General features: G+C 63.8%; 20 protein-coding genes. 14 read left to right on the top strand and 6 right to left on the bottom strand.

Features of this window, described 5'->3' with window-relative positions:
- Window positions 1-6 precede the first annotated feature (6 nt).
- From EH231_RS29465 to EH231_RS29450, 4 genes are read left to right on the top strand one after another with little or no spacing between them, the layout of a single operon-like run.
- Window positions 7-885, top strand: coding sequence for a TIGR03619 family F420-dependent LLM class oxidoreductase (locus EH231_RS29465; protein WP_090423822.1), 879 nt, complete (start codon window positions 7-9; stop codon window positions 883-885).
- Between the two features lie 12 nt (window positions 886-897).
- Window positions 898-2,052: an acyl-CoA dehydrogenase family protein gene (locus tag EH231_RS29460; protein ID WP_124713880.1), complete on the top strand. Its 1,155-nt coding sequence runs from the start codon at window positions 898-900 to the stop codon at window positions 2,050-2,052.
- Window positions 2,052-2,831, top strand: a complete 780-nt coding sequence (locus EH231_RS29455; protein WP_164481070.1) for an enoyl-CoA hydratase/isomerase family protein — start codon at window positions 2,052-2,054, stop codon at window positions 2,829-2,831. Before EH231_RS29460 ends, EH231_RS29455 begins: the two co-directional genes overlap by 1 nt.
- Window positions 2,824-4,446, top strand: a complete 1,623-nt coding sequence (locus EH231_RS29450; protein WP_090424758.1) for an AMP-binding protein — start codon at window positions 2,824-2,826, stop codon at window positions 4,444-4,446. Before EH231_RS29455 ends, EH231_RS29450 begins: the two co-directional genes overlap by 8 nt.
- A gap of 42 nt (window positions 4,447-4,488) precedes the next feature.
- Here the strand turns inward: EH231_RS29450 and EH231_RS29445 are convergent, their stop codons facing one another.
- A complete protein-coding gene (locus tag EH231_RS29445; protein WP_090423825.1) occupies window positions 4,489-6,111 on the bottom strand; it encodes a thiamine pyrophosphate-binding protein in 1,623 nt (540 codons plus the stop codon).
- A gap of 163 nt (window positions 6,112-6,274) precedes the next feature.
- Here EH231_RS29445 and EH231_RS29440 point away from each other — a divergent pair, with 163 nt between their 5' ends.
- The 5 genes from EH231_RS29440 (at window position 6,275) to EH231_RS29420 (ending at window position 11,074) form a co-directional block, all read left to right on the top strand.
- The gene (locus EH231_RS29440) at window positions 6,275-7,459 is read left to right on the top strand and encodes an amidohydrolase family protein (RefSeq protein WP_124713879.1); all 1,185 of its coding nucleotides are present in this window, start codon (window positions 6,275-6,277) and stop codon (window positions 7,457-7,459) included.
- 43 nt (window positions 7,460-7,502) lie between these two features.
- Window positions 7,503-8,729: a cytochrome P450 gene (locus EH231_RS29435; RefSeq protein ID WP_090423827.1), complete on the top strand. Its 1,227-nt coding sequence runs from the start codon at window positions 7,503-7,505 to the stop codon at window positions 8,727-8,729.
- Window positions 8,729-9,817, top strand: coding sequence for a zinc-binding dehydrogenase (locus EH231_RS29430; protein ID WP_164481069.1), 1,089 nt, complete (start codon window positions 8,729-8,731; stop codon window positions 9,815-9,817). The genes EH231_RS29435 and EH231_RS29430 overlap by 1 nt, the downstream gene beginning before the upstream one ends.
- Window positions 9,818-9,924: 107 nt before the next feature.
- On the top strand, window positions 9,925-10,410 hold the full coding sequence (locus EH231_RS29425; protein ID WP_090423829.1) for a cupin domain-containing protein: 486 nt from the start codon (window positions 9,925-9,927) through the stop codon (window positions 10,408-10,410).
- A gap of 97 nt (window positions 10,411-10,507) precedes the next feature.
- Entirely contained in the window at window positions 10,508-11,074 is a 567-nt protein-coding gene (locus EH231_RS29420) for an NADPH-dependent FMN reductase (protein ID WP_241177830.1), read from the top strand.
- 88 nt (window positions 11,075-11,162) lie between these two features.
- Here the strand turns inward: EH231_RS29420 and EH231_RS29415 are convergent, their stop codons facing one another.
- A complete protein-coding gene (locus EH231_RS29415; protein ID WP_090423831.1) occupies window positions 11,163-12,428 on the bottom strand; it encodes an amidohydrolase family protein in 1,266 nt (421 codons plus the stop codon).
- Window positions 12,429-12,480: 52 nt separating this feature from the next.
- Entirely contained in the window at window positions 12,481-13,938 is a 1,458-nt protein-coding gene (locus EH231_RS29410; protein ID WP_090423832.1) for an aldehyde dehydrogenase, read from the bottom strand.
- Window positions 13,939-14,077: 139 nt separating this feature from the next.
- Here EH231_RS29410 and EH231_RS29405 point away from each other — a divergent pair, with 139 nt between their 5' ends.
- The 4 genes from EH231_RS29405 to EH231_RS34670 all read left to right on the top strand — a co-directional run bounded on the left by EH231_RS29405 (window position 14,078) and on the right by EH231_RS34670 (window position 19,528).
- A complete protein-coding gene (locus EH231_RS29405; protein WP_124713878.1) occupies window positions 14,078-15,412 on the top strand; it encodes a mandelate racemase/muconate lactonizing enzyme family protein in 1,335 nt (444 codons plus the stop codon).
- Between the two features lie 166 nt (window positions 15,413-15,578).
- Window positions 15,579-15,878 carry a hypothetical protein gene (locus EH231_RS29400; RefSeq protein WP_090423834.1) on the top strand — a complete coding sequence of 100 codons (300 nt, stop codon included), beginning with the start codon at window positions 15,579-15,581 and terminating at the stop codon, window positions 15,876-15,878.
- Between the two features lie 12 nt (window positions 15,879-15,890).
- Entirely contained in the window at window positions 15,891-16,430 is a 540-nt protein-coding gene (locus tag EH231_RS29395; RefSeq protein WP_090423835.1) for a DoxX family protein, read from the top strand.
- An 860-nt stretch (window positions 16,431-17,290) separates the two neighbouring features.
- Window positions 17,291-19,528 (top strand): carboxymuconolactone decarboxylase family protein, encoded by a 2,238-nt coding sequence (locus tag EH231_RS34670; RefSeq protein WP_124713877.1) that lies wholly within the window; start codon window positions 17,291-17,293, stop codon window positions 19,526-19,528.
- A 611-nt stretch (window positions 19,529-20,139) separates the two neighbouring features.
- Here EH231_RS34670 and EH231_RS29385 read toward each other — a convergent pair.
- Complete coding sequence (locus EH231_RS29385) at window positions 20,140-20,904, bottom strand: SDR family NAD(P)-dependent oxidoreductase (RefSeq protein ID WP_124713876.1); 765 nt, start codon at window positions 20,902-20,904, stop codon at window positions 20,140-20,142.
- A gap of 44 nt (window positions 20,905-20,948) precedes the next feature.
- Between EH231_RS29385 and EH231_RS29380 the strand changes: the two genes are divergently transcribed.
- A complete protein-coding gene (locus tag EH231_RS29380; RefSeq protein WP_090423838.1) occupies window positions 20,949-21,764 on the top strand; it encodes a FadR/GntR family transcriptional regulator in 816 nt (271 codons plus the stop codon).
- A gap of 37 nt (window positions 21,765-21,801) precedes the next feature.
- On the opposite strand, the gene EH231_RS29375 is transcribed toward EH231_RS29380, so the two are convergent.
- Both EH231_RS29375 and EH231_RS29370 read right to left on the bottom strand, forming a co-directional pair.
- Complete coding sequence (locus EH231_RS29375; RefSeq protein ID WP_124713875.1) at window positions 21,802-22,176, bottom strand: RidA family protein; 375 nt, start codon at window positions 22,174-22,176, stop codon at window positions 21,802-21,804.
- A gap of 28 nt (window positions 22,177-22,204) precedes the next feature.
- Window positions 22,205-23,473 carry an alanine racemase gene (locus tag EH231_RS29370; RefSeq protein ID WP_124713874.1) on the bottom strand — a complete coding sequence of 423 codons (1,269 nt, stop codon included), beginning with the start codon at window positions 23,471-23,473 and terminating at the stop codon, window positions 22,205-22,207.
- Window positions 23,474-23,484: the final 11 nt, after the last annotated feature.

Below are 23,484 nucleotides of genomic sequence, written 5' to 3'. Positions count from 1 at the left end.
CGCAGGATGGACGTGTGGCTGTCGCTGCCGTTCCTTCCCGCGGAGGGTCTGGTTGCACTCACCCTCGCGGCTGAGCGGTCCGGGGTCACCGGGGTTGCGCTCTCCGAGCACCCCGCGGTGCCCGCGGAGTTCTCTTCCCCGTATCCCTACGGAGGCGGTCGACCTGCCAGCTTGCCGACCGACACCCTGTTACCAGATCCGATCGTGGCGATCGCCGGTCTGGCAGCACGTACTTCGAGCATCCGCTTCATGACTGCTGTGCTGCTCGCGCCGCTGCGTCACCCGGTGATGCTGGCCAAGGAGTCCGCGACCGTTGCGGCAATGGCGGGCGGCCGGTTCGAGCTGGGTGTGGGTGTCGGATGGCTCCGTGAGGAATACGAGGCGCTCGGCAACGAGTGGTTCTCGTCCCGAGGCGCTGTGTTGGATGAGATGTTGGAGCTGATACCGGAATTGTGGACCGGCGCCCCGGTTGCGCACGAGGGCCGCTTCTTCACGTTCGATGCCGTCGCGGTCAACCCCACGCCGCCAGGGCCGATTCCGATCTTTGTCGGGGGGACGTCGGAGGTGGCGGCTCGGCGCTGCGCTGCCGTCGCCGATGGCTGGGTCGGTGCCAACCACACCGTCGAAGATGTGGCAGCGATGATGGGAAGGTTGGAGACTGCAAGGTCCGCCCTCAACGCGCCGTCGCGCCCGTTCACGACGCGAACCGGGTTGCGCGGAGCCGTGACACCGGAATCGGTGCGGGCGTTGCGGGATGTGGGAGTGGATTCACTGCTGCTGGCGCCCTGGCAGGTGGGGGAGCGGCGCCCTTCGATCCACAGCCTCGACATCGGCGCGATCGCCGAGGCCTTGCCGAACTTGGTCGACATGATCACGAACACATAGGAGTTTTCCGAATTGAAGCGAACCATCTTTGATGACGAGCATGAGATGTTCCGGGATTCCACCAGAACATTCATCGGGCGCGAGCTCACCAAGAACTTCGAGCAGTGGGAGCACGCAGGAATCATCGACAAAGCGGTCTTCACCAAGGCCGGGGCCGCCGGAATACTGGGTGTGGCCGTCCCCGAACAGTTTGGTGGCGGCGGCCTTTCGGACTTCCGGTTCAATGCCATCTTCCTTGAGGAGGTGTGCCGGGCAGGTGTGATGAATGCCGGGCTGGGCATCTCCAACCATGCAGATGTCGTGGTGCCGTACTTCATCAAGTACGGCACCCCCGAACAACAGCAGCGGTGGTTGCCCGGGCTGGCCTCCGGTGAGCTCGTCGGTGCCATCGCGATGACGGAGCCCAATACCGGCTCGGACCTTGCGGCGATCTCCAGCTCCGCGGTTCGCGACGGAGACTCCTATGTGCTCACCGGCAATAAGGTATTCATATCCAACGGGATCAACGCAGATATCGTCATCGTGGTGTGCCGTACCGGGTTCGAAGGACCTGCGCAGCGAAACTTGAGCCTGCTCGTCGTGGAGGCAGATCGCGCGGGCTTCAGCCGTGGCCGCAATCTGGACAAGGTCGGCCAACACTCTGCCGATACGGCGGAATTGTTCTTCGACAACGTGGTCCTGCCGGCGGACAACCTGCTCGGTGAGGAGGGCCGCGGCTTCTACCAGTTGATGACCATGCTTCCGCAGGAACGGCTTTCGATCGCGGTGATGGCCCTGGCACACGCGCGTGCCGCGTTCGACGAGACCTTGGCCTACTGCAAGACCCGGCACGCGTTCGGTCAACCCATCGGGTCCTTTCAGAATTCGAGGTTCCAGCTGGCGACCATGCGCACGGAGCTAGACGTCGCACAGGCCTTCGTCGATGCTCAACTGACCGCGCATCTGACCGGCGAGCTGACCGGCGAGGAAGCGGCGCAGGCTAAGTGGTGGTGTACCGACCTCAACAGCCGGGTGCTGCACACCTGCGTCCAATTGCACGGCGCCTACGGTTACATGGAGGAATGTGCCGTCGGGCGGGCCTGGCGCGACGGCCGGGCGATGGCCATATACGGAGGCACAAACGAGATCATGAAGGACATCATCGGCCGCCGGATGCTGGGTGTCTGATGGATTTGAGTAGTACCGGGCTGCGGGTCGAGCGTCGCGGCCGTACCGCGTGGTGCACTGTGGATAATCCCCTTCGGCCCCACACCATGTCGGATGCCATGTACACCGGCCTCGGCCGCCTCATCGACAAGGTCGAGGCCGATCCCGACCTCGACGTACTGGTGGTGACGGGCAGCGGTGATGTCTTCATCGCCGGTGGCGATCCGGCCGCGCACACCGAGGACGGGGAAGATGGTGAGGATGTCGAACTCCCGTTCCCGACATTGCACCGCAGCGGGGTTGCCGTCATCGCCGCGATCAACGGACACTGCCAGGCCAGTGGCGTGTGGTTTGCTGTGCTTGCCGATGTGGCGGTGGCCAGCGACCGGGCCCGGTTCCGGCTGCCGGAACTGCGCCTCGGCGTCGCCGCGCCGTGGAGTTCGGCGATACTGCCCGCCGTGGTGGGCCTGGCGCGTGCCAAAGAACTCGCCCTGACCGCACGCTCGTTCTCGGCCGACGAGGCGCTTTCGATGGGCCTTATCGGCAGGGTGGTGCCGCATAACGACCTCGAAGATGCGACCGAACGTATCGCCTCCGATCTCCGCGAGGCCGGTCCTGCGGCCCGCGCAGCCTGGAAAGCTGCCGCACACCAACATATTCCGTTGGTCGATGATCGCAGTGTGGGTGCCTCGATCAGGACCGCGGAGGCGCACGAAGGATTCACCGCATATGTCCAACGCCGGCCACCGGTCTGGTCGCCGCGGCACACAGGAAGCGAGAGTGCTCAAACAGATGTCTGATGTGTGGTACGGACCGCGGGATGAGCCCAGCGTCGTCGGGTTGCTTCGGGAACGTGTCGATGAGGTGGGCGATGAGCTGTTTCTCGACTTCAGCGGCCAGGAGTACACGTATCGCCAGATCTTCGAGCGTGCCGCTGCGTTCGCGGCAGGGCTGGGCAAGGCCGGGCTGATGCCGGACCAGACGGTGGCCACGATGCTGGACAACAACGTCGACGCAGTGTCGCTGTGGTTCGCCACCAACCTGCGCGGCGGGATCTGGGTGCCGGTGAACACGGCCCTCAAGGGCAGCTTCTTGGCACATGTCGTCGCGGATTCCGGTGCCCGGGTCGTAGTCTGTGAGGCGGACTTCGTCGACCGGTTTCGTACCGAGATCGCGAATCTTCCTCAGTTGGAACGTATTCTGGTACGCGGCGCCACAGCGTGCACCTCGATCGGTGCGGTCTCGGTGGAACCATTGGCCGACTACCTACTCGAGCCCGACGAAGCCGCCCATGTGGTGCGGGGTGCGCGTGATACCGCGCTGATCATCTACACCGGAGGAACGACGGGTCCCTCGAAAGGATGCGTGATCTCCAATGGGTACGTGTTCAACTCCGCCCGTGGGTTCATCGAGCAGTGCGGGCGCAAAGAGGGCGAGCTCAACTGGAGCCCGCTGCCGATCTATCACTTCAACCTGGTCAGCGGCACGGTCGTCGGCAGCATGTTGCTGCGCAGTCCTGCATCGATCGCCAGCCGGTTCTCGGTTTCGGGTTTCTGGCCGGAGATGCAGCGCTGCGGCGCGCAGGTGGTGAACCTGCTCGGGTCGATGGGTTCACTGATCGCTCGGATGGACGACACGCCGGAGATGTCATCGTGCCATGGCCAGATCCGTGTCGTGCACGGTGCGCCGTTTCCGGCTGAGCTGCAGGATATCTGGCGCTCACGGTTCGGTGTGCAGGTGGTCGGCGGCAACGCCTACGGGCTCACCGAGGGATTTCCGCTGACAACTCTGCCCGCCGGCATCGCGGCACCGCCGGGAAGCTCAGGCAAGGCCAACACCGAGTGCTTCGACGTCCGGATCTTCGATGACAGCGACCGAGAGGTGGAGCCCGGGGTGATCGGTGAGATCGTCTGCCGTCCCAAACGTCCGAGCGTGATGTTCGAAGGATACTGGGAGCGCCCGGATGCATTCGCAGCTGCGATGGGTAACTTGTGGTTCCATACCGGAGATCTCGGCCGCTTCGACGAGGATGGCTTCTTCTACTTCGAGGACCGCAAGAAGGACTACCTGCGGCGTCGTGGTGAGAACATCTCCAGCCAGGAAGTCGAGCAGGTGATCCTCGGTCACATCGCGGTCGCCGAGGTGGCCGTGCATGCGGTGCGCTCCGAGGTGACCGAGGACGATCTCAAGGTGACCGCAGTGCTCAAGGCCGGCGCGCAGCTCAGCGAGATCGAGCTGTTCGAATGGCTCAAGGACCGGATGCCGTACTTTGCGCTGCCCCGCTATATCGAATTCCGTGCAGCACTACCGGTCAGTGCGGTCGGCCGGGTGCACAAGTATCAACTGCGCGACGAGGGTGCCACCACGGCTACCTGGGACCGGGAGAAAGCGAACGTCAGCTGGGACAGGCGATAGTCGTGTGGCCCCGTCCGGATTTGGGCGGGGCCACACGGTTGTTCAGTGTGCTGGGGGAGTCCCGGTTCTGACGTCGATGAGGAGCGGACCCGTGCGACCCGCGAGCGCAGTGGCGATTCGGTCAAGTTGATCGGGGCCCTCGATGCGCACCGCCGGTACGCCCATTGCCTCGGCGACGGCGGCGAAGTTCACATCCCCGAGCAGCGGCAGATCATGGCCCATGCCGATACGGTCGGTGATCGCGAGTTCGGCGCCATAGGCGCCGTCGTTGTACACCACCACAACCATGTCCAGTCCGTAGCGCGCGGCGGTCAGCAGCTCGGCGACGCCCATGGTCAGGCCGCCGTCTCCGACGGTCACCAGCGTCGGCCGGTCGGGCCTGCCCACCGCTGCACCGACTGCCGTCGCCAGCCCGAGGCCGATCGATCCGAACGCCACCGTCTCGATGAAGGCCGAAGGCTCGGTCACGTGCAGCCACGAGTAACCCGGCAGCATGAACAAACCTGAATCGCAGACATAGGTGCGCTCGCGCTCGAACACCGCATCCAGCAGTAGTGTCAGTTCGCGGTGATCGACCATATCGCTTCGCTGCGCGGTGAATTCCGTACGCGGGTCGTATTGGGCCAGTCGCTCCGCGAGTTCCGGAGTGCATAATGTGCCAGATCGCGGCAGATTCACCTCATCGAACCAGTCCACCAAGGTGACCGCAGTCTGAGCGGCGTCGGCGTGGACGGCGGCAGCGACCGGAGCATGCCGGCCAAGGTGCGCGGATTCCAGGTCCACCTGCACGATGCGTTTGCCCTCCAGCAGGGACCCTTCCGCCGTGGTATCCGTATTCAGGCTGGCCCCAAAGACGATCAGGCAATCGGCCGCCAGGATGGTATCGGTGGCGATCTGGTGGGAGAGGCTGCCGCAGATCCCCAGATCGAATGGCTCACCGCGGAAGTAATCCTTGGCGCACACAGTGGTGGCGAGCGGGGCTCCGATCCGCGCGGCCAGGGCTGTCAGCTGGGTACGAGCCTCCGCCAGCACCGCCCCACGCCCGGCCAGGATGACCGGACGACGGGCATCGGCGATCGCTCCGGCGGCCAGGTCCAGGGCCGCCGGGTCTGGCGCAATGGCCTGTAACGCAGCGATATTGACCTGAGTGGGTTGATAGGTGGTCGAACGGCGTTGGACGTCGACCGTCACGTTGAGCACGATGGGTCGACGTTCGTCGCGGGCGCGGCCGAAGGCGTGCGCCACATCGTCGGAAATGGCGTCGGCGGAGTACACCTGCTGAAAGCCTGCGCCGGTCGGCGCGACGATACCGGCCTGGTCGACGCGCTGGCGACCGTGCGGTAGCAAAGGGTCGGTGTCGCCCGCGAAAACCACCACCGGAATCCGACGGCGGGCCAGGTGGGTCAGGGCGGTGACCGCGTTGGTCAGGCCGGGACCGTGCGTCACCGAGGCGAAGCCGACCGCACCGGTGACCGCGGCGTACCCACCGGCCATCAGCACCGCACCGTCCTCACGGGCGGCCTTCACGTAGTCGACGCCATGGTTGTCCCGCAGCTGGGCGAGCACCTGGATGTTGCCTTCCCCGATCACCCCGAAGGCGGTTGTGACGCGCTGATCGACGAATGCCTGAGCAAGGGCCGTATGGCCGGAGATTTTGTGGGACATTCTGGTTATAGAACCATGCACCGATCATCGGAATCGCCTCTGCCAAGCCGTAGTTCAACTCTTACGGGGGTTGAGCTGATACCAGCACCAGCACCGACTTGTGCCCCAGTGTTGACCAGCGCAGCATCACGGTGAAGGTTAGAAAATCCCCAAGGAGGAAGACGTGTCAACGGTTCTCGACGTCGATAGCCACGAGATGGCGCCGCTGGAGCTTTGGGGTGAGGTGTTCGGCGAAGAGATCGCCCGCCGCATCAATGAGGTCGGATTCGACATCCTGACCCGAACCCGGGCCAATTCGCTATCGGTGCCGGGGCTGGAAGGTGACACCACTGCGATCAACCAGGAATCGGTGTGGCAACTCAAGGGCGCGACCGCCCCGTCGGCCATCGACCTGCGTCGCCGTCCGGCGGTTCTCGACGAGATGGAGATCTCTCGTCAGCTCGTTTTCCCGACCTTCGGCCTGTTCGCGCTGATCCTGGTGAACGACCCGAACGCACCTGCCTGGCTCGGATTCGATGCGCAGAAGTTCGATGGCCGCGCGATTGGCCGTCAAGCGGTCGATGCCCATAACGAGTGGGCCGCTGAGATCACCCGGTCGACATCGAATCGGGTACGGCCGGTCGGCATCGTGATGACCGACGCACCCGCGGAATCGATTGTCGAGCAGGCCAAGTGGGCGATCGACCAGGGTATCCGCGCCCTGATGATCCCGGCGAACGTACCCCCAGCGGGTGCGTCGCCGGCCCATCCCCAGCTGGATCCGTTCTGGCGGCTCGCGGCCGAGGCAGACGTTCCGGTGACCATCCATCTCGGTACCGACAGCGGATTCATCAGCTCGTCGGCGTGGTCGCAGGGTGTCGAGATCTTCCATCCGTCCGACAAATCGAGCATCGAACTGCCGATCGAGCCGTATCGAGCCACCAACATTCACTACTGCGCGGAGAACATGGTCTCCACAATGGTTCTCGGCGGAGTCTTCGAGCGGCACCCGGCGCTGCGATTCGGAGCCATCGAGCTGGCCGCCGGCTGGGCAGGTCCACTCGCCGACCGGCTGGATATCTGGGCTGACACGATGTTCAAGTCACGACTCAAGGACACGCTCTCGTTGCGGCCCTCCGAGTATCTCGCCCGCAACGTGCGCGTCACTCCGTTCTATTTCGAGCCACTGGGGCGTTATTACGAGCAACACACCAATGTGTGGCCAATGTACTGCTACGCCACCGATTTCCCCCATGTCGAAGGCGGTAAAGATTCCCGGACGGTGTTGACCAAGGCACTGTCGTCGGCACCGCAATCGGCGGTCGAACAGTTCTTCAACACCAACGGCGAGTTACTGCTGCCGGCGTGAGCCGCACCTTTCCCCGCCCGGACATCCGAAACGCAAGGTAACCATGACACAGACGCAATCCGGTCACGGCCTCGAATCCGACGACGCCGCAGGTGCGGTGACGACATTCGACCACCTCGACCCGGAGCTCAACTACGAAAGACTGCAACAGGTTTACCGTGGCCTCAACTCGGGTTGTCCGGTACCGAAGACCGCCGCCCATGGTGGTTACGCGCTGGTGACCCGATACGACGATGTGATCGAGGTCGAAAAGGACGCCAAGACGTTCTCGTCGGCCAGTGGCGTGCTGCATCCTCCGCATGAGGGCCGCCCTCCCAGCATCCCGATCGAATTCGATGGGGCTGAGCACATCGCCTACCGGAAACTGTTCATGGAGGTACTCAGCGCACCCCGGGTGCGTAAGCTCCTGCCCTACCTGGAGGGCCTCACCGAACGCATGCTCGACGGGTTCGCCGCCGGGGATGAGACCGATTTCGTGCAGAATGTCGCGGTGCAAATCCCGGTGCGCGCCGTGGGACATCTGCTCGGTCTCGGCGAGGATGCCAATGAGATGATCCAGGCCTTCGCTACAAAGATCCTGGAGAACGCCGGCACACCGGCCATGGTGGAGGCCCTGCAGGAGCTCGATGTAGAGGCCGCCCGGTACTTCGGTGAGAGACGGGACAATCCCGGTGACGACTATCTGAGTCGACTGGTACACATGGACTTCGGCGGTCGCAAGCTCACCGACGACGAGCTGAAGAACATCTTCCGGACGTTCGTGTTCGCCGGGTTCGAAACCACGGCTCATGCCATCGGAAGTCTGGTGCATCATGTGGTCAGCGATCCGGACCTGCAGGCCGGCATGCGCTCGGGTGCCATTCCGTTGGAGGGTGTCGTGGAGGAAGGTCTGCGGATGCTGCCGCCCGTGCAGACCATGTTCCGCACCACGACCTCACCGACCACGCTCAACGGCAGCGACCTGTCCACCGGTGAGCGGCTGGTTCTGCTCTACGCGGTTGCCAACCGCGACCCCGCACAGTTCGAGGATGCCGAGTCGTTCTGTCCGAACCGCGTCAATCCCAGACAACACGTGACGTTCGGCATCGGACCGCACTACTGCGCGGGAGCGACTTTGGCGCGCGCGGAGATTCATGTCCTGATGAAGGCTCTCCTGAACCGGCCGCCGCTGGAACTGGTGGGTGAACCGAGACACAATCCGCATCTCATGATGGGCCAGATGATGGGCATCGATTACCTGCCGGTGCGTTTCCAGGAAGGGCCATGCTGATGAGGTCCGCGGTTCTGCATGAACTTGGAGCCAACCTCTCGGTCGAGACCGTCACCCCGTTGCCGCCGGGCCCGCGGGATGTCATCGTGGAGGTCCGGGCCAGCGGTATCTGTCACACCGATCTGTCCATGCGCAATGGCCTGTTCCCTACGATGTTCTCGGGCCCGATGATCGGTGGACACGAAGGCGCAGGCATCGTCCTCGACGTCGGCTCACAGGTGTCCCGCGTGGCAGTCGGGGATCGGGTGGTCACCTCCTTCCGGCCCGCGTGCGGCACGTGCACGTACTGCACCGACGGCCGCACCCACCTGTGTGACTCGCTGGCCTCGTTGATGCAGCGCCCGCGCGCGGTGCGAAGTGACCACACGCGCGTCAACACGATGAGCGGTATCGGTACTTTCAGTCAGTTCCTCACCTGTGACGAAGCATCGGTGGTACCGGTGCGGACGGACCTGCCCGACGCGCACCTGGCGCTGCTCGGCTGCGGCATGACGACCGGGGTCGGCGCGGCCCTGTTCACCGCGCATGTCAGGCCGGGTACGACGGTGGCTGTCGTCGGGTGCGGCGGGGTGGGACTGTCGGTCATCCAGGGGGCGGTGGTCGCCGGGGCAGCTCGGATCATCGCGATCGACCCAGTCGCATCGAAACGTGAACTTGCACTGCGGATTGGGGCCACCGATGTCATCGACCCGTCGGCACACCCGGCAGCCGAGCAGGTGCGGGAGATGACCCGCGGACGTGGTGTCGATTTCGCCTTCGATGTCGTCGGTGGACCGGTAACGTTCGCATCGACCTACGCCATGCTCGACAAGGGCGGAGTGATCGTACTGGTCGGCTATGGTCCGATCGACAGTGAACTGCGACTGCCGGCATTCGACCTGCAGTCTCAGGAGAAGATGGTGAAGGGCTGCGTGGCCGGATCGGCCCAGATACGCCGGGATTTCCAGAAATTCATCGATCTCATCGAACACGGTCGACTCAGGACCGATGACATGGTGTCCCACGAGGTGGCCTTGGACGGCATCAATGACGCGATGCAGGCGATGCTGTCCGGGGACGTGGTTCGCAGCGTCATCACCACCTTCTGATCGCCGCCCGCAAGGTGGTGGTAACGGCACTAGCATGACCGGGCCTCTTGGCCGCCGCCCCAGCGCTCCCTAACGTCACAAACAGCCCAAGGATAGAAAGGTCGTCCATGCCGAAGTACTACAAGGTCAGCGATCCCGGCTTCTTCGATGCCATCACCCCGCCCGAGCTGAGGTTCGCGGGGGCAGCGACGCGTGAGGTGATGCCGGGGTGGGATCTAGGTGCAATCGTGATGGGGGAGAGCAGCACCGATCCAGACAATGCGGTCGTCTCCATGCTGCGCATCGCCCCGGGAGACACGCTTCCGCGTCATGCGCACGACTGCTACCGGGTCGAGGTCGTCATATCGGGCTCGATCACGCTGCCCGACGGCGACATTCTGCGGTCCGGGGACATCATGACCTCCGATCCCCGCGAGTACTACGGTCCGCACGTTGCTGGTGAACAGGGTTGCCTGTCGGTCGAGATCTTCTCCGCCGCAAAGGGAATGTTGCCTATCGGTGATGCCGACGACGAGGTCGCCGGCGATGTCGCCGGCCGAGTGAACGAGGCGCTCTCGCGGCTGCAGGGAAGCTCCAACGCTCCAGCGGTGTAATCGCATACCCAGCAAATCCAGCGCCGGACGTGAGCATCAGCTCGTCCGGCGCTGGTCGCATGTCCCATGAACACCAGACATAGAAGGTGACGGTCCTGTGCAAACAAAGAAGCCCCTGGTGGTCGGTATCGGCGGCACCTTGCGTGCCGACTCATCCACCGAACGGGTGTTACGGCACTGCCTGGCCTCCGTCGAGCGCCTGGGTGCCGACACGAAGTTGTTCTGCGGTGACGACCTGGACCTGCCGATGTACAACCCCTACGGCACCATGCGGACTGCCAAGGCGACCGCTCTGGTGGCAGGTTTGCGGGCCGCCGATGCGGTGGTCGTCGCCTCGCCTGGGTACCACGGCGCGGTCTCGGGACTGGTGAAGAACGCCTTGGACTACGCCGAGGATCTCCGTGCTGACGGGCGTACCTATCTAGCTGACATCCGTTGGGGCGCCATCGCATGCGCGTACGGGTGGCAGGCCGCAGTCGGAACGCTCGGGCAGTTGCGAACGATTGGCCACGCACTGCGTGCGTGGCCGACTCCCTTGGGTGTGGCGATCAACTCCGCGACGGCGACATGGGGTCCGGACGGCTCGATCCAGGACGAGTCCGTCATCGGTCAGATCGACTGTCTTGCCGCGCAACTCCTCGACCAATCCACCGACACCGTGTGATACACCGGAGCATGCACGATGGGGGCGGGTAGCCGAAGCTACCCGCCCCCATCGCGTCATACCGCATCGAGGTGTGCGCGCCGTTGCGCTATCTCGGTGCAAACAGTACCGATTCGTCGAGCATGGACTGCGGTGGCTCCGGGTGGTGATACAGCGCCGCGGCATTGCCGTAACAGATCTTCTTGATGGTCTCGGTCGGCAGTGTTTCCAGCTCGGCGCGGAACAGTTCTTGGCTGTCCGGCCAGGAGCTGTCGGTGTGCGGGAAGTCCACTTCGAGCATCATCCGGTCTTCGCTGATCACATCGAGGCGCTGGAATGCGGACGGATCCTCGATGGAGGTGAACCAGAAGTTGCGGTGCAGAACGTCGACAGGGTGAATTGTCGAACCTGCCCAGACCTCGGGTTCGGCTTCCCGCTGGCGGTAGGCGCGGTGCAGGCGCTCCACGACCATCGGCACCCAGGAGATACCGGCCTCCGACAACACGATGTGAATATCGTTGTAACGCTGCGCAATTCCAGAGAATATCCAGTCGACGACGGTTTCGATGCCGTTGAGTGGGAACAACGCGACCTGGGCCGGTACCGGGGTATCGGGCGAGGGGCAGCTGATCCGCCCGGACGACCCGATGTGCAGATTGATCGCGGTCTCGGTCTCGGCGCAGGCCCGCCAGAACGGCTCCCAGTGATCGGAATGCACGCTGGGGAATCCGAGCTGGGCCGGATTCTCGGTGAAGCTGACCGCGTGTACACCGCGCTCCGCGTTGCGGTAGATCTCCTTGGCGGCCAGTTCTGCGTCGGCCAGGTAGCTCAGTGCGCACGGGATGAAACGATCGGGATGCGAACCCGCCCACTGTTCGACCGCCCAGTCGTTGTAGGCCTGCACACACGCGAAACCCAACTCCTTGTCCGGCATCCGCGACAGCGTGGTGCCGGCAAACCCCCACGTGATGGAGGGGAAACACAGCGAACCCCAGACACCCGCGATATCCATGTCGCGGACTCGCGCGTCGGTGTCGTAGACCGACGCGCGATAGTCCTGGAGTCGCATCTGCATGGACCGCCACTCGGTGATGGGCCGCCCGGCCGCACCGTCCATCCCGCTGAAGAAGAACTGCTTATCGGCGATCTGCCACGCCGGACGGCCGTCGACATCGACCAGCCGCGGAACGTCATCGCGAAACTTGGCCGGCACGGTGTCGAAGAGTGTCGATGGCTCGAAAGAGTGGTCATCGACCGAGATGACAGGGCACCAAACGGGTTTGGGCTCGGGCTCGGGCAGGAACGACAACTCGTGGTCGCGGCCGATCGTGAAGATGCTGGAATCCGAAAGCGAATCCTCCAGATCACTGGGCATGAAATCCGTACCTTTCCGCCGCCGGAGCGGCAATCACCGAATTTGGAAGGGATTAGAACAGGGGAACTTGTTTGGGTTCGGTGTAGGCCAGCAGGCCTTCGATACCGCATTCCCGGCCGATACCGCTCTGACCGAACCCGCCGAACGGCCCGTCGAAGCTGGCGCCGGCGCCATTGACGAGGATCATGCCGGCCCGCACGCGCTTGGCCAGCGCAGTCGCGCGGTCGACGTCGGTACCCCAGATGCTTCCGGCTAGGCCGTATTCGGAGTCGTTGGCGATGGCCAGTCCCTCCTCATCATCGGTATAGGGGATGAGGCAGACCACGGGGCCGAAGACCTCCTCCCTGGCGATGCGCATACCGTTATCGGCCCCGGTGAACACAGCCGGCTCCACGTACCAACCGGTGTCGAGGCCGGCCGGCCGGCCACCGCCCAGAACCAGCTTGGCGCCCTCCGCCTGCCCGATGGCGACATAACCCTCAACGCGCTCGCGCTGACGCTGCGACACGAGTGGGCCGATCTCGGTGGCTGGATCGGTCGGATCGCCGACCACCATCGACGACACCATGTCGCAGAAGGCGTCGGTGAACTCGTCGATTCGACTGTGTGGAACCAGAATTCGGGTCTGATTTGTGCAGGTCTGGCCGCTGTTCCGAAAGGCTGCATCGCGCAGGCCCGCGACTGTGAGGGCGATATCGGCGTCGTCGAGAACCAACGCGGCGGACTTACCGCCCAGCTCCAGCGTGCAGCGCCGCAGGTCGCGACCACAGATCTCGGCGACGCGTCGACCCGCCTCGGTGGATCCGGTGAAGGCCACCCGATCCACACCTGGATGGCTGATCAGGTGTTCGCCGGCCTCTCGGTCTGCGGGCACGACGTTGAGCACCCCCGGCGGCAGCCCGGCCTCGTCGAAGATCTGGGCCAGCAGCAATCCGTCGAGTGCGGTTTCGGGAGATGGCTTGGCCACCACCGTGCAGCCGGCTACCAAGGCGGGCGCGATCTTCATCAGCAACAATGCCTGCGGATAGTTCCAGGGAGCGATGGCGGCCACCACACCGGACGGATCATGGATCACCGATACCGGGGCGCTGAGCTCCGTGCGTTGCTGTTCGACCTCGAAGCGGTCACCCAGTGCGGTGAAATACGCGAGAACATGTTGCGCTATGGGGCCTTGAGCATTACGCGAGAAGGTGATCGGACTGCCCATCTCTGCGGTGATGAGCTCGGCGATCTCGTTGGAATGCTCGGCGTAGATCTCACCGGCACGGCGCAGATAGCGGGCGCGATCGGTGATCGGTAGCCCCGACCATCCACCGTCGTCGAAGGTCTTGCGTGCGGTCGTGACCGCACGATCCATATCGGCGGCTGTCCCGTCCGGCGCGTATCCGATGACCTCGACGGTGGCCGGTGAGACGATGTCCCGGCGGGTGCCGGTCGATGCCACCCACTGGCCGCCGATGTAGATCGTGTCGCGCTGACGGGAACCCAGTGCTTGTCCACGAGCTGACATTGCTGACCGCCTTACAAGTCGACGTTGTGACGTGAGCACCGCTAGTCATTCGTCTCCGAAACATCCTGGGCGCTAACAATTTCCCATTGTCAGAACAGATGATTCAGGCAGCTGCGGCGGTGTATCCCAAGCTTCATCGTTGCCGCCGGGACGGTCAAGGAGGCTAAGTGGTGGTGACAGTGCCCTGTTTTGTGCGGGGGTGTCAATGCAACCACCCATTGTTTATCCGGTCGGACTAGCTTCTGCGGTAGGTGAAGGTGCAGGACATGAAGAACGGAGGCACCCCGCGCAGATGATCGACCGATGGGTGGCAGCTGAGGTGGACGCGCTCGATGTGCTTGCCACCGCCAACATGACAGATATCTGTATCGAGTGCGTCGAGGTGCGATACCTGGGTATTCCCACCGGTATTCGTCCGTTTCGACTACCGAACGGCCGGCTGACGCCGACGGACATGCCGGTCGTGGTGCTCAGGTTGACCGACCGTGAAGGCTTCCAGGGCTTTTCACTACTCTGGTTTCAGCAGCAAGCCCAGGCCGCGCTGGTCGGGGTCGGGCTGAGCCATCTGTGCGCAGAGGTGGCACCTGGGTCCAATCTGGCGGAACTCGACGCTGGTATCCGGGCTGCGACGAGATTCATCGGGGAGCACGGTGTGATGGCGTTCGCATCTTCCGGCCTTCGGATGGCCGCCGAGGACCTGGTCTGCCGGCGTCGCGGTGTCGGTTTAGCCGACCTGATCGGGCGACGGCGTGATCGGGTGCAGCTGTACCAGACGGGGCTGATGCTGCAATCGAGCATCGACGAGTTGGTGGCAGAAGCGACAAGCATGTGCGCGCGCGGTGTCCGCGCAATGAAGATGCTGGTCGGCAAGCCGGACCTCGACGAGGATGTGGACCGGATTCATGCGGTCCGAGACTGTCTTCCTGCGGATGCGGTGATCATGGTCGATGCCCTGCAACGGTGGGACAACGCGGAAACCGCGCTGCGTGCCGCCGAACGTTTCGAGCCGTTCGTAATCAACTGGATCGAGGATCCACTACCGCACGGCGACATGGCTGGTTACCGTGATCTCGCGGAGCGGTGCCCCATCCCCATCGCCAGCGGCGAGACTTTGTTCGCCCCGGCCGATGTCGATCAACTCGTCGGCGCCGGCGTGCCCTACATCGTCGGAGAACCCGAACGTCTCGGGGGACTATGGGCATGGCTCCACATCGCTGAGAAAGTCCGTGAATCCGGCGCCACGATGCTGCCACATCTGTATCCGCATGTATCGGCACAGCTGCTGGCGACGCTTCGTCAGGATGACGTGTGGCTGGAGTACGTGCCCTGGTTCGATCAGCTGGTATCCCAGCAGCTGTCGTTCTCCGCTGACGGGACAATCCATGTAGATTCCGGTCCCGGCGCCGGGTTCACACCATGTCCCGATGCGCTGGACCGCCTTGCCTCGGGCCCCTGGCGCCGAATTGATCGGTGAGGGACCGGAGGCGGGCGACCCGTCGGCCGAGTGATGGTGTCAGACCTACCCGTCCGGCCTGTTGACTGTTCGTCGTCGTAGCCGTGAAATCTTAATTACCAACATAATTGGTGCTTTTGGTGCAATGCGCGGGATTGAGATCGAGCGACGGAGGGTAGGCGTGACTATGGACTGGTTCGACCGGAGGATCGTGCAATACATGCTGCGCTGGCAGCCATTCGGTGGACCGCCTGAGGATGAGGTGCTGCCGCGCTTCGGGATGAGCCTGCCTCAATTGAACCGGCGTTTCAACCGGATCGTCAAAAAGATGGAAGCCCAGCGGGACTCATTGCGATCCGAGGACTTGGCGCTGCTTTCGGCTGTGAATCGAGCCAAAGTTGAGGCTGCAGTCAAGCGTGAGCTGGAGTCGATGGCCTCGTCGCTGAAGCTGCCAGTCCCGACTTCCGTCGAGCAACGTTCCGCGTGAAAGGACATGCATATGACCGTTTCTGGTGATGTGTCCGGCTACGAGGTGGCGCTCTTGCTACTGCGGGCGGTTCTCGGGCTAACGATGGCCGCGCACGGCTGTAACAAGCTCTTCGGTCCCGGTGGCATTGCGGGCACCGCCCGGTGGTTCGACAGCATCGGCATGTCGCCCGGTGCTTTTCATGCGCGAGTCGCCGCGGGCGCCGAGATCGCCGCCGGGGTGTGCCTGGCGGTCGGATTCCTGATGCCGCTGGCGGCTGCCGGATTCGTGTCGTTGATGGTGGTGGCGGTGTGGACCGTCCACCGTGGCAACGGATTCTTCGTCACCAAGGATGGCTGGGAGTACAACCTGGTGCTGGCGGTCGGCGCTTTGTCCGTAGCAGGTACTGGGGCCGGCCGACTCAGCCTGGACTATATGGTGTTTCGCGATACCGCCTTGTGGTCGCTGCTGCATGGATGGGCGGCCCTAGCGATTGCGGCGACACTGGGAATTGTCGGCAGCTTTGTCCAGCTGGCCGTCTTCTTCCGGCCGCCTCCGCGCGCTTCCTCGTGATCGGGTCGTCGCTCGATTCATCTGGAATCCTCTGGACATGAGGGTGTTTCGGTCGGACGAGGATGCCGAGACTGGCACAACCGGTACCCGTTCGTAACCTCTGCAGGACCTTGACCCTCTCCGAAACCGTTGGCTATAAACGGCAGAGCCGTCAATTGTGACGCGCACAACACCAATGAGGGTGTTGTTCCAGCAAGGAGTTGAGAGCCATGTCTACGAATCCTGGGCCCACGAGTGAGCTGGATCAATGCGATTCCACGCGGAACGGGCACCAATCCCGCCACTTGTGTGAGCATCCCGGCGGAGATCACCCGGCCTCCTCGGTGGTTCGCAGTCCGGCGAGCAGACCGCTTGCGTCGACATCCAGAACTTGGCTTCTGATACCTGAAACCTGGAGTCAATGGCTGCGTGTCGGTGTGGTCGCCGCGGGAATGGGCCTCGCCCTGACGACCGGGCACGGCATCGCCGCGGCGGACACGTCGTCGGGTGGGTCGGATTCGTCGGGTGGTTCGTCGTCGGGTCGTGGGTCTTCTCGGTCGGATTCGTCGGGTGGTTCGTCGTCGGGTCGTGGTTCATCCCAATCTGATTCGTCGCGACCAACATCCGGTACCGATCGTGGCGACCGTTCTGACGACACCGGTCGCGGCCGCCGCAGCGTGGCAACCGGTGACCGCGCGGACCGAGATCGAACCGCTGACGATAGTGAAAAGAGCAGTGGCGACAAGGGCGCTGAGAAGAAGCGGGGTGTCAGCAAGCGCGTTGACGGCAAGCGCGTTGACAACAAGCGAGTTGATAACAAGCGCGAAGTCAGTAATGAGAGCGATGACAAGGTCTCGCGCGCAGAGCCCGCCGCGGCGAGAGTGTCTGCGCAGCAGGGGCCGGTCGAGCTGAGCATCGCGCGTGCGACTTCGCAATCGGCAGCGGATTCGGCTGGGTCGGATCCGGCGCTACCGATCACGCCACCGGCCGGCGCACCTGCCTTCGTGTTCGGCGCGGCGCGAGCAGCCGACGAATCGTTGACCGCACGGGGGGCGGTGCCGTGGTCGGCGGCGTTTGGTGGGCGTTGCGGCCTGATCTGTAACGGAGCCGCTGGGACACAGGCCAACCCGAACGGTGTCGGCGGCGGCTGGCTGCTGGGCAACGGTGGCGCCGGTTGGTCGAGCACCGTCGCGGGTGTGGACGGCGGACGGGGCGGCGCCGGAGGGTTGTTGTGGGGCAACGGCGGTGATGGTGGTGCTGGTGGTCTCGGTGCAGGGGGAGGACGCGGCGGCAACGCTGGACTCTTGGGCGGTAACGGCGGTCGAGGCGGCGACGGTGGCAGCGGGCTCACAGGAGTTGCGGGCGAGTCCGGTACGAACAATGGCCGCGGTGGTAACGGCGGAGTCGGTGGTGATGGCGGTTCCGGTGGCCGTGCCGGCCTGTTGTTCGGTTGGGGTGGACGAGGAGGGGACGGCGGTGCCGGGGGTGCTGGTGGTGCCGGAGCGCACGGCATCACTGCGTCGAGCGTTGAAGAGGACGGTGGTCCAGGTGGTGACGGCGGTAGCGGAGGCACGGGGGGTGCCGGTGGTTCCGGCGGAAACGCCGGTCTGTTGGCCGGTGACGGTGGTAACGGCGGCTCCGGTGGTGCGGCCGGTATCGGTGGTGCCGGTGGATTCGGTGGCACCGGGGGAGCCACCGTGGTCACGCTGGCCGGCGGCCAACTCACCGACAGTGCCGGTGTCGGTGGCACCGGCGGCTTCGGCGGTGCGGCCGGTTTTGCGGGGCTCGGTGGCGTTGGTGGCACGCGCAGCATGTTCGGCCGCGTCGGCTCAAACGGAGCCAACGGTGCGAGTGCGTTGGCCGGCGCCGGTGGTGGTCTGGGCGGAAACGGCGGACTCGGCGGACGGTTGCCGTTGATCGACCTGAACTCCGCCACTCCCGCACAGGCGGCGCTGGCAGCATTGATGAAGCGGCTGGGGCTGCCGATTCAGCAGGCGACCGGAATTCAGTTGGAGGATGTCAACGGGCTGTTGTTGGGCCCGCTGAACGCTTACCTGTACAACCCGGTCGTCGGTGAGGCGATCTTCAATGTCGGCAATACATTCTCCTCGTCGGTCTTGTCCCCTCGGGTCAAGGAGATCGTGATCCTCTCGGTCGGAGGCAAGTGGGGGTCGTCCTATGAGCTGTACGCTCATGAACTCGTCGCCCGCATGGTTGGTGTGCCCGAGGACGCCGTCGTGTCGCTGGCCAGTGGTCAGCCTCCGGTCGGTCTGACCGGAGACGAACTGGTTGCTGCGCAGTTCGTGCAGGAGCTCATTTCGACCTATCGGGTGAGCGAGGCAACCTACCAAGCAGCCGAGGCGGCGTTCGGTCGGGCCGGTGTCGTCGACATGGTCACTTTGGCGAGTACCTACCTCGGTGTGTCGGCGACACTGAACGCTTTCAACGTACGTGGACCGAATCCGGCGGCGCCCGCGGTGCTGCCGACGCCGGCGCCCGCCACGCCGCCGTCACCGGACGGCCCGAACGGGTTGGGCGGCAGGTTGCCGTTGCTGGATCTGGCTACCGCCACACCGGCCCAGCTCGAGCTTGCGGCGCGGATCAAGGCCCTCGCATTACCGATCCAGCAGGCGACGGGTATCGAGCTGGTGACACCAGATGGGCATTTGATCGGTCCGTTGAACGCCTATCTGTATAACCCCGTCATTGGCGGAGCGCAGTTCGATGTGGGCAACACGTTCGCATCTTCGACGCTGTCCGCCCGGGTGAAAGAGGTTGTCATCCTGTCGGTCGGCGGGCTCTGGGGTTCGGACTATGAGGTCTGGTCGCATTCGAAGGTGGCCCGGCTCGCGGGCCTGCCGGAGGAGGCAATCGTTTCGCTGGGCAGCGGTCAGGCTCCGGTCGGGCTCAGTGGCGATGAGCTGATTGCCGCCCAGTTCGTACAGGAACTGGTGTCGACCTACCGAGTCAGCGATGAGCTGTACTACGCGGCCGAAGCCGCGTTCGGACGGGAGGGGCTCGTCGATCTGGTCAATCTGGCCAGCACGTACCTCGGCGCCTCGGCGGTGCTGAACGCCTTCGAGATTCCGGTTCCGCAGGAGTCGCCCGTCACCGTATAGACCCTCGTGCCCGCTCTCGGCGGGGTGTCTCTCCACTACAGCGGAGGCGCCCCGTTCGGGGCAGTCGGATCCTTACGCACACCCAGGGAGGCTTGCCTTGCGCCCCAGCCGATCCCGGTCGTATGTCGGTCTTCTGTCGGTGCCCTGAACATCTGTGCGGTTTCGATCTTGCCAGTCTTCAATTGGAAGAATCCGCTCACAACATCAAATGGAACTTGCATTACCCGCAGGTCAGGGGAAGCATCATTGCCGGCGCAGTTCCGGAAACGACAACAGATCATTCTGAGCGACCACCCTGACCTCGTAGACGAGTAGTGGTTCCGGGAGGCTGTAAGACACCGCTGGCGCAGAGCCATCCGCCTCGTTCCGGCCGAATGGCTTGAGGACGAGAACTGACTGCGTCGAGGCTAGCCGTGTTTGGCGGATATCGCCTCGTGGCAGGGTCGACAGGGTTTCCGAAATGGTCACCTGCACAGCAATTCTAGGTGCTCGGCGAAAACCGAGGTGGCCGCCCGTTCAATGTTTCGCCACAGATCTGAGCTGCAGTGAGACGTCGAGGCGCCGTGCCTCGCGATACAAATGAGAGCGAATCAACGACTCGGGACACTGGGTCAGAATGTGCTGTATAGGCCACCATCGGCGTAGATCACTTGTCCTGTGACATAGGTATTTTCGCGACTTGATAGCCATGCGACGGGTTTTGCGATCTCTTCTGGCTGTGCTGCGCGGCCCAACGGCAGGCGGCCATTCGCGACGTAGCCTTCGGTGAACCACGGCTGTGAGAGCCGCTCGTCGGTGCACATCGCGGTGCGGACGAAGCCTGGCGCGACGGCATTCACGAGAACACCGCGGCGTGACCACTCGGCGGCAAGGGTGCGCGTGGCATTGTCGAGTCCGGCCTTGGAAGCGTCGTAAGGAAGGCATCCGATGGCTCCGGCGCGACCGTGTATCGACGTTATGTTCACGATGCGGCCGTAGCCGTCTTCGAGCATCCGGCGGCCGGCGGCGATCGAGAGTTCGATGGGCGCGATCAGATTGATGGCCAGAACGCGTTCGAGTTGCTGCCGATTCAATGTCTCGGCCGGAGCATCGATGCTCACTCCGGCGCAGTTGACCAGCACGTGGGGCGCCGTCCCGCACGCGTCGGTGGAGGCCGTGATCAAGCTGTCGGCTTCGACTTCTGCGAGATCTGTTGAGAGGAAGTGGTCTTCGCTGCCACTGCCCGCAGGGGTGCGGTCGGCGCCAATGACGATCATCCCGCGACGTTTGAGTTCAGCGACGATCGCAGACCCGATTCCGCCCGCCGAACCCGTCACGAGGGCAATGTCTGCCCGTTCAGGGCATGAAGCTCCGTTATAATCCTCACTGAAGAACATATACTCATACTATCTGATGGCCGGATTTCCGGTTCGGAGGGCGAATGTCGATTTCCTGGGACGACGACGTGATTGAACAGGAACGGTTGCATGAGCGGGTGGCGAGGAGGTTGGCCCGCGACATTGTGGCGGGACGGTTGCGGGAGGGGGACATCGTGCCGCCCGCCGAAGTGATCGCGAAGAAATTCGCGGTATCCCGAACCGTGGGCCGTGAAGTGTTGCAGGCGTTGTCCTCGGCCGGCCTGATCGATGTCAAGCACGGACGCAAGTCGACCGTCACGGCGGCCAAAGACTGGCGCTTTCTCGAAGACCTGGTGCAGCACGCCATTTCGCGCGAGCAGCTGGCTGGCTCTCTAGCCGCCGACCTCTACGAGGTCCGGCGACTGGTGGAGATCGCAGCGACCGAGATGTGCGCAGTCCGGGCGAGTGATGAGCAGCTCGATCAGATCGTGCAAATGGCACAGCGCATGCACGATGATGCTGCGGACAAAGACGACGAGCCTCTTGATGTGCGTGGTCGGGTCACCGACGATCTCGCTTTTCACGGAGCGATAGCTGAGGGTTCCGGCAATTTGGTGCTCACCCGGTTGGTTGCGGACATCAGACGCGAGCTGGTCCCGACGTGGGCGGTGGATCAGCTCGACGCAAGTGAAGTCCGCGACGTGCATGATGCGCACCTCGAAATCGCAAAGGCATTGCGTAACCGAGATGTCGTAGGAGCCCGTCGTGAGATGGCGCGGCACCTCGATTGGTCGGTGGGGACCACTCTTCGACGGGCGCTGAGCGATGAGCAACTCGACGAGGTGGACCATCGGTGGAAGCCTGACTGGCCGACTACGAAGAAGCCCCGAAAGCGCTGAGTTTCAGGCACATCGCTTCCGGGGCTGTTCCGTGCGGTCAGGGTGCGAGGGCGATTGCGTCGATCTCGACCAGGATGTCGCCGAGGCGGGACCCCACTGCGGTACGCGCCGGCCGGTGTCCTTCGAACCGCTCGCCGAATACGGCGTCGAATTCGGGCCAGTCGCGCTCGACGTCTTCGAGATGGACGGTCACCTTGACGACCTGACTCAGACTCGATCCGGCGCTCTCCAAGACGGCTTCCAGATTGTCGAGAGTACGGCGGGTTTGTTCGCGGATGCCTTCTCCGATCACCTTGCCGGTGACCGGATCCACCGGTGCCATTCCCGCGGTGAAGACGAACCCCGATGCCACGACGGCCTGGCCGTAGGCGCCAGCGGGATGCGGGGCGCGGTCGGTGCTGATCAATTTCATGTCGAGCCTTTCTGTGTGGTGGGTGTGTCTAGAAGTGAGTTCGTACGTAGTCGATGACTTGAAGCTCGTCATCGATGACGGGTATCGCGCGCCACTTGTCCATGGTGGTGCAGGGGTGTGACAGGCCGAGTGCGACCAAGTCGCCGACCGAGAGCTGTTGTGCTGCAGGGATTGTCAGGTAGGCGTGTTGATCGTTGAGTTCGGTGATGGTTCCTGCCGTAATGCTGTGAACTGTCGAGCTGGGATCGATGATGCGCAGCGGAATGGGCAGGCCGAGGTCGAAGCCGATGTCGCGCCTGCCCGAGTTGAGGATGGCCAAACCGGGCTCGGGACGCGAAATCACCTGGGCCCACACCTCTAGGGCCGGTTGAAGCCGCCCGCCCCACGGAAAGGTCGGCGCGCTAGACGCGTAGAAGTCGTGATCATGCAGCAGATAGCAGCCGCTGCGCAGAACCGTCGTCACGGGACGGGTGAGCGTCCAGTATCGGCTGAGCTCGTCGACGACGAGGTCGAAAAACGTGCTGCCGCCGCAGCTGACGATGAACGACTCCCGTCGCGGGTCGAACATGCCATTGCGGTCCAGCAGTTCTGCGGTGGTACGTAAGCGGCGGAGGTAGGCCGACACTGCCGACGTGACCGCAGGTGTGCGTTCGGCGCCGACGGTCCCTTCGTAGCCCGCGATCCCCGCGAGGGAAAGCTCGAGATCTGCGATCGCGCGGGCCACCGCCAGGGCGGAATCATCATCGCGGACGCCGGTGCGCCCGCCTGAATGGCCCACGTCGAGAAGGATTCCAGCACGTACTCCGACGTTGCCGAGGTACTGTGCGGCCACTTGGGCGCCCGCCACCGAGTCGATGAACAGGTAGAACTCGAATGTTGGGTCTGCTTCGAGTTCGCAGCCCAGCCAGCGCAGGAACTGCGCGTCGACGCACTCAGCCGCCAAAACGATGCGTCGCCAACCCCACGACCTGGCGGTACGGACCTGCGAACTCGACCCGACAGTGAAACCCCATGCGCCCTCATCTGCCTGCAATTCCGCCAGTTCGGGTGACATCGAGGTCTTGAGGTGCGGCGCGTGCTGCACGCCGTAGCGAGCGCAAACTTCGGACATCAGGGCGGCGTTGTTGCGCAGTGCCGGATCGCTGATAACGGCCATCGGCCACATGAATCCCGCTGAGAGCGCGCATACGGGCAGCGGGTTTTTCAGTGTCGAGCCGGATGGCAGGCCTTTGAACAAGTTGTCCGGCGGGGCGGCTCCCGCGCCTGTTCCGTTGTTGGCCAAGGACTTCAGTGCCATTTTTGGCCTCG

It is taken from the genome of Mycolicibacterium nivoides, from assembly GCF_003855255.1.
GTDB lineage: Bacteria > Actinomycetota > Actinomycetes > Mycobacteriales > Mycobacteriaceae > Mycobacterium > Mycobacterium nivoides.
The sequence above is the reverse complement of the archived record's forward strand: the minus strand, read 5'-3'. Positions and strand labels throughout refer to the sequence as shown.

Excerpts from the sequence above, each read along its gene's own strand:
- EH231_RS29465 (WP_090423822.1), top strand. The coding sequence starts at position 7 with ATGGACGTGTGGCTGTCGCTGCCGTTCCTTCCCGCGGAGGGTCTGGTT.
- EH231_RS29455 (WP_164481070.1), top strand. The coding sequence starts at position 2,052 with ATGGATTTGAGTAGTACCGGGCTGCGGGTCGAGCGTCGCGGCCGTACC.
- EH231_RS29450 (WP_090424758.1), top strand. The coding sequence starts at position 2,824 with ATGTCTGATGTGTGGTACGGACCGCGGGATGAGCCCAGCGTCGTCGGG.
- EH231_RS29445 (WP_090423825.1), bottom strand. The coding sequence starts at position 6,111 with ATGTCCCACAAAATCTCCGGCCATACGGCCCTTGCTCAGGCATTCGTC.
- EH231_RS29435 (WP_090423827.1), top strand. The coding sequence starts at position 7,503 with ATGACACAGACGCAATCCGGTCACGGCCTCGAATCCGACGACGCCGCA.
- EH231_RS29430 (WP_164481069.1), top strand. The coding sequence starts at position 8,729 with ATGAGGTCCGCGGTTCTGCATGAACTTGGAGCCAACCTCTCGGTCGAG.
- EH231_RS29425 (WP_090423829.1), top strand. The coding sequence starts at position 9,925 with ATGCCGAAGTACTACAAGGTCAGCGATCCCGGCTTCTTCGATGCCATC.
- EH231_RS29415 (WP_090423831.1), bottom strand. The coding sequence starts at position 12,428 with ATGCCCAGTGATCTGGAGGATTCGCTTTCGGATTCCAGCATCTTCACG.
- EH231_RS29410 (WP_090423832.1), bottom strand. The coding sequence starts at position 13,938 with ATGTCAGCTCGTGGACAAGCACTGGGTTCCCGTCAGCGCGACACGATC.
- EH231_RS29400 (WP_090423834.1), top strand. The coding sequence starts at position 15,579 with ATGGACTGGTTCGACCGGAGGATCGTGCAATACATGCTGCGCTGGCAG.
- EH231_RS29395 (WP_090423835.1), top strand. The coding sequence starts at position 15,891 with ATGACCGTTTCTGGTGATGTGTCCGGCTACGAGGTGGCGCTCTTGCTA.
- EH231_RS29385 (WP_124713876.1), bottom strand. The coding sequence starts at position 20,904 with ATGTTCTTCAGTGAGGATTATAACGGAGCTTCATGCCCTGAACGGGCA.
- EH231_RS29380 (WP_090423838.1), top strand. The coding sequence starts at position 20,949 with ATGTCGATTTCCTGGGACGACGACGTGATTGAACAGGAACGGTTGCAT.
- EH231_RS29375 (WP_124713875.1), bottom strand. The coding sequence starts at position 22,176 with ATGAAATTGATCAGCACCGACCGCGCCCCGCATCCCGCTGGCGCCTAC.
- EH231_RS29370 (WP_124713874.1), bottom strand. The coding sequence starts at position 23,473 with ATGGCACTGAAGTCCTTGGCCAACAACGGAACAGGCGCGGGAGCCGCC.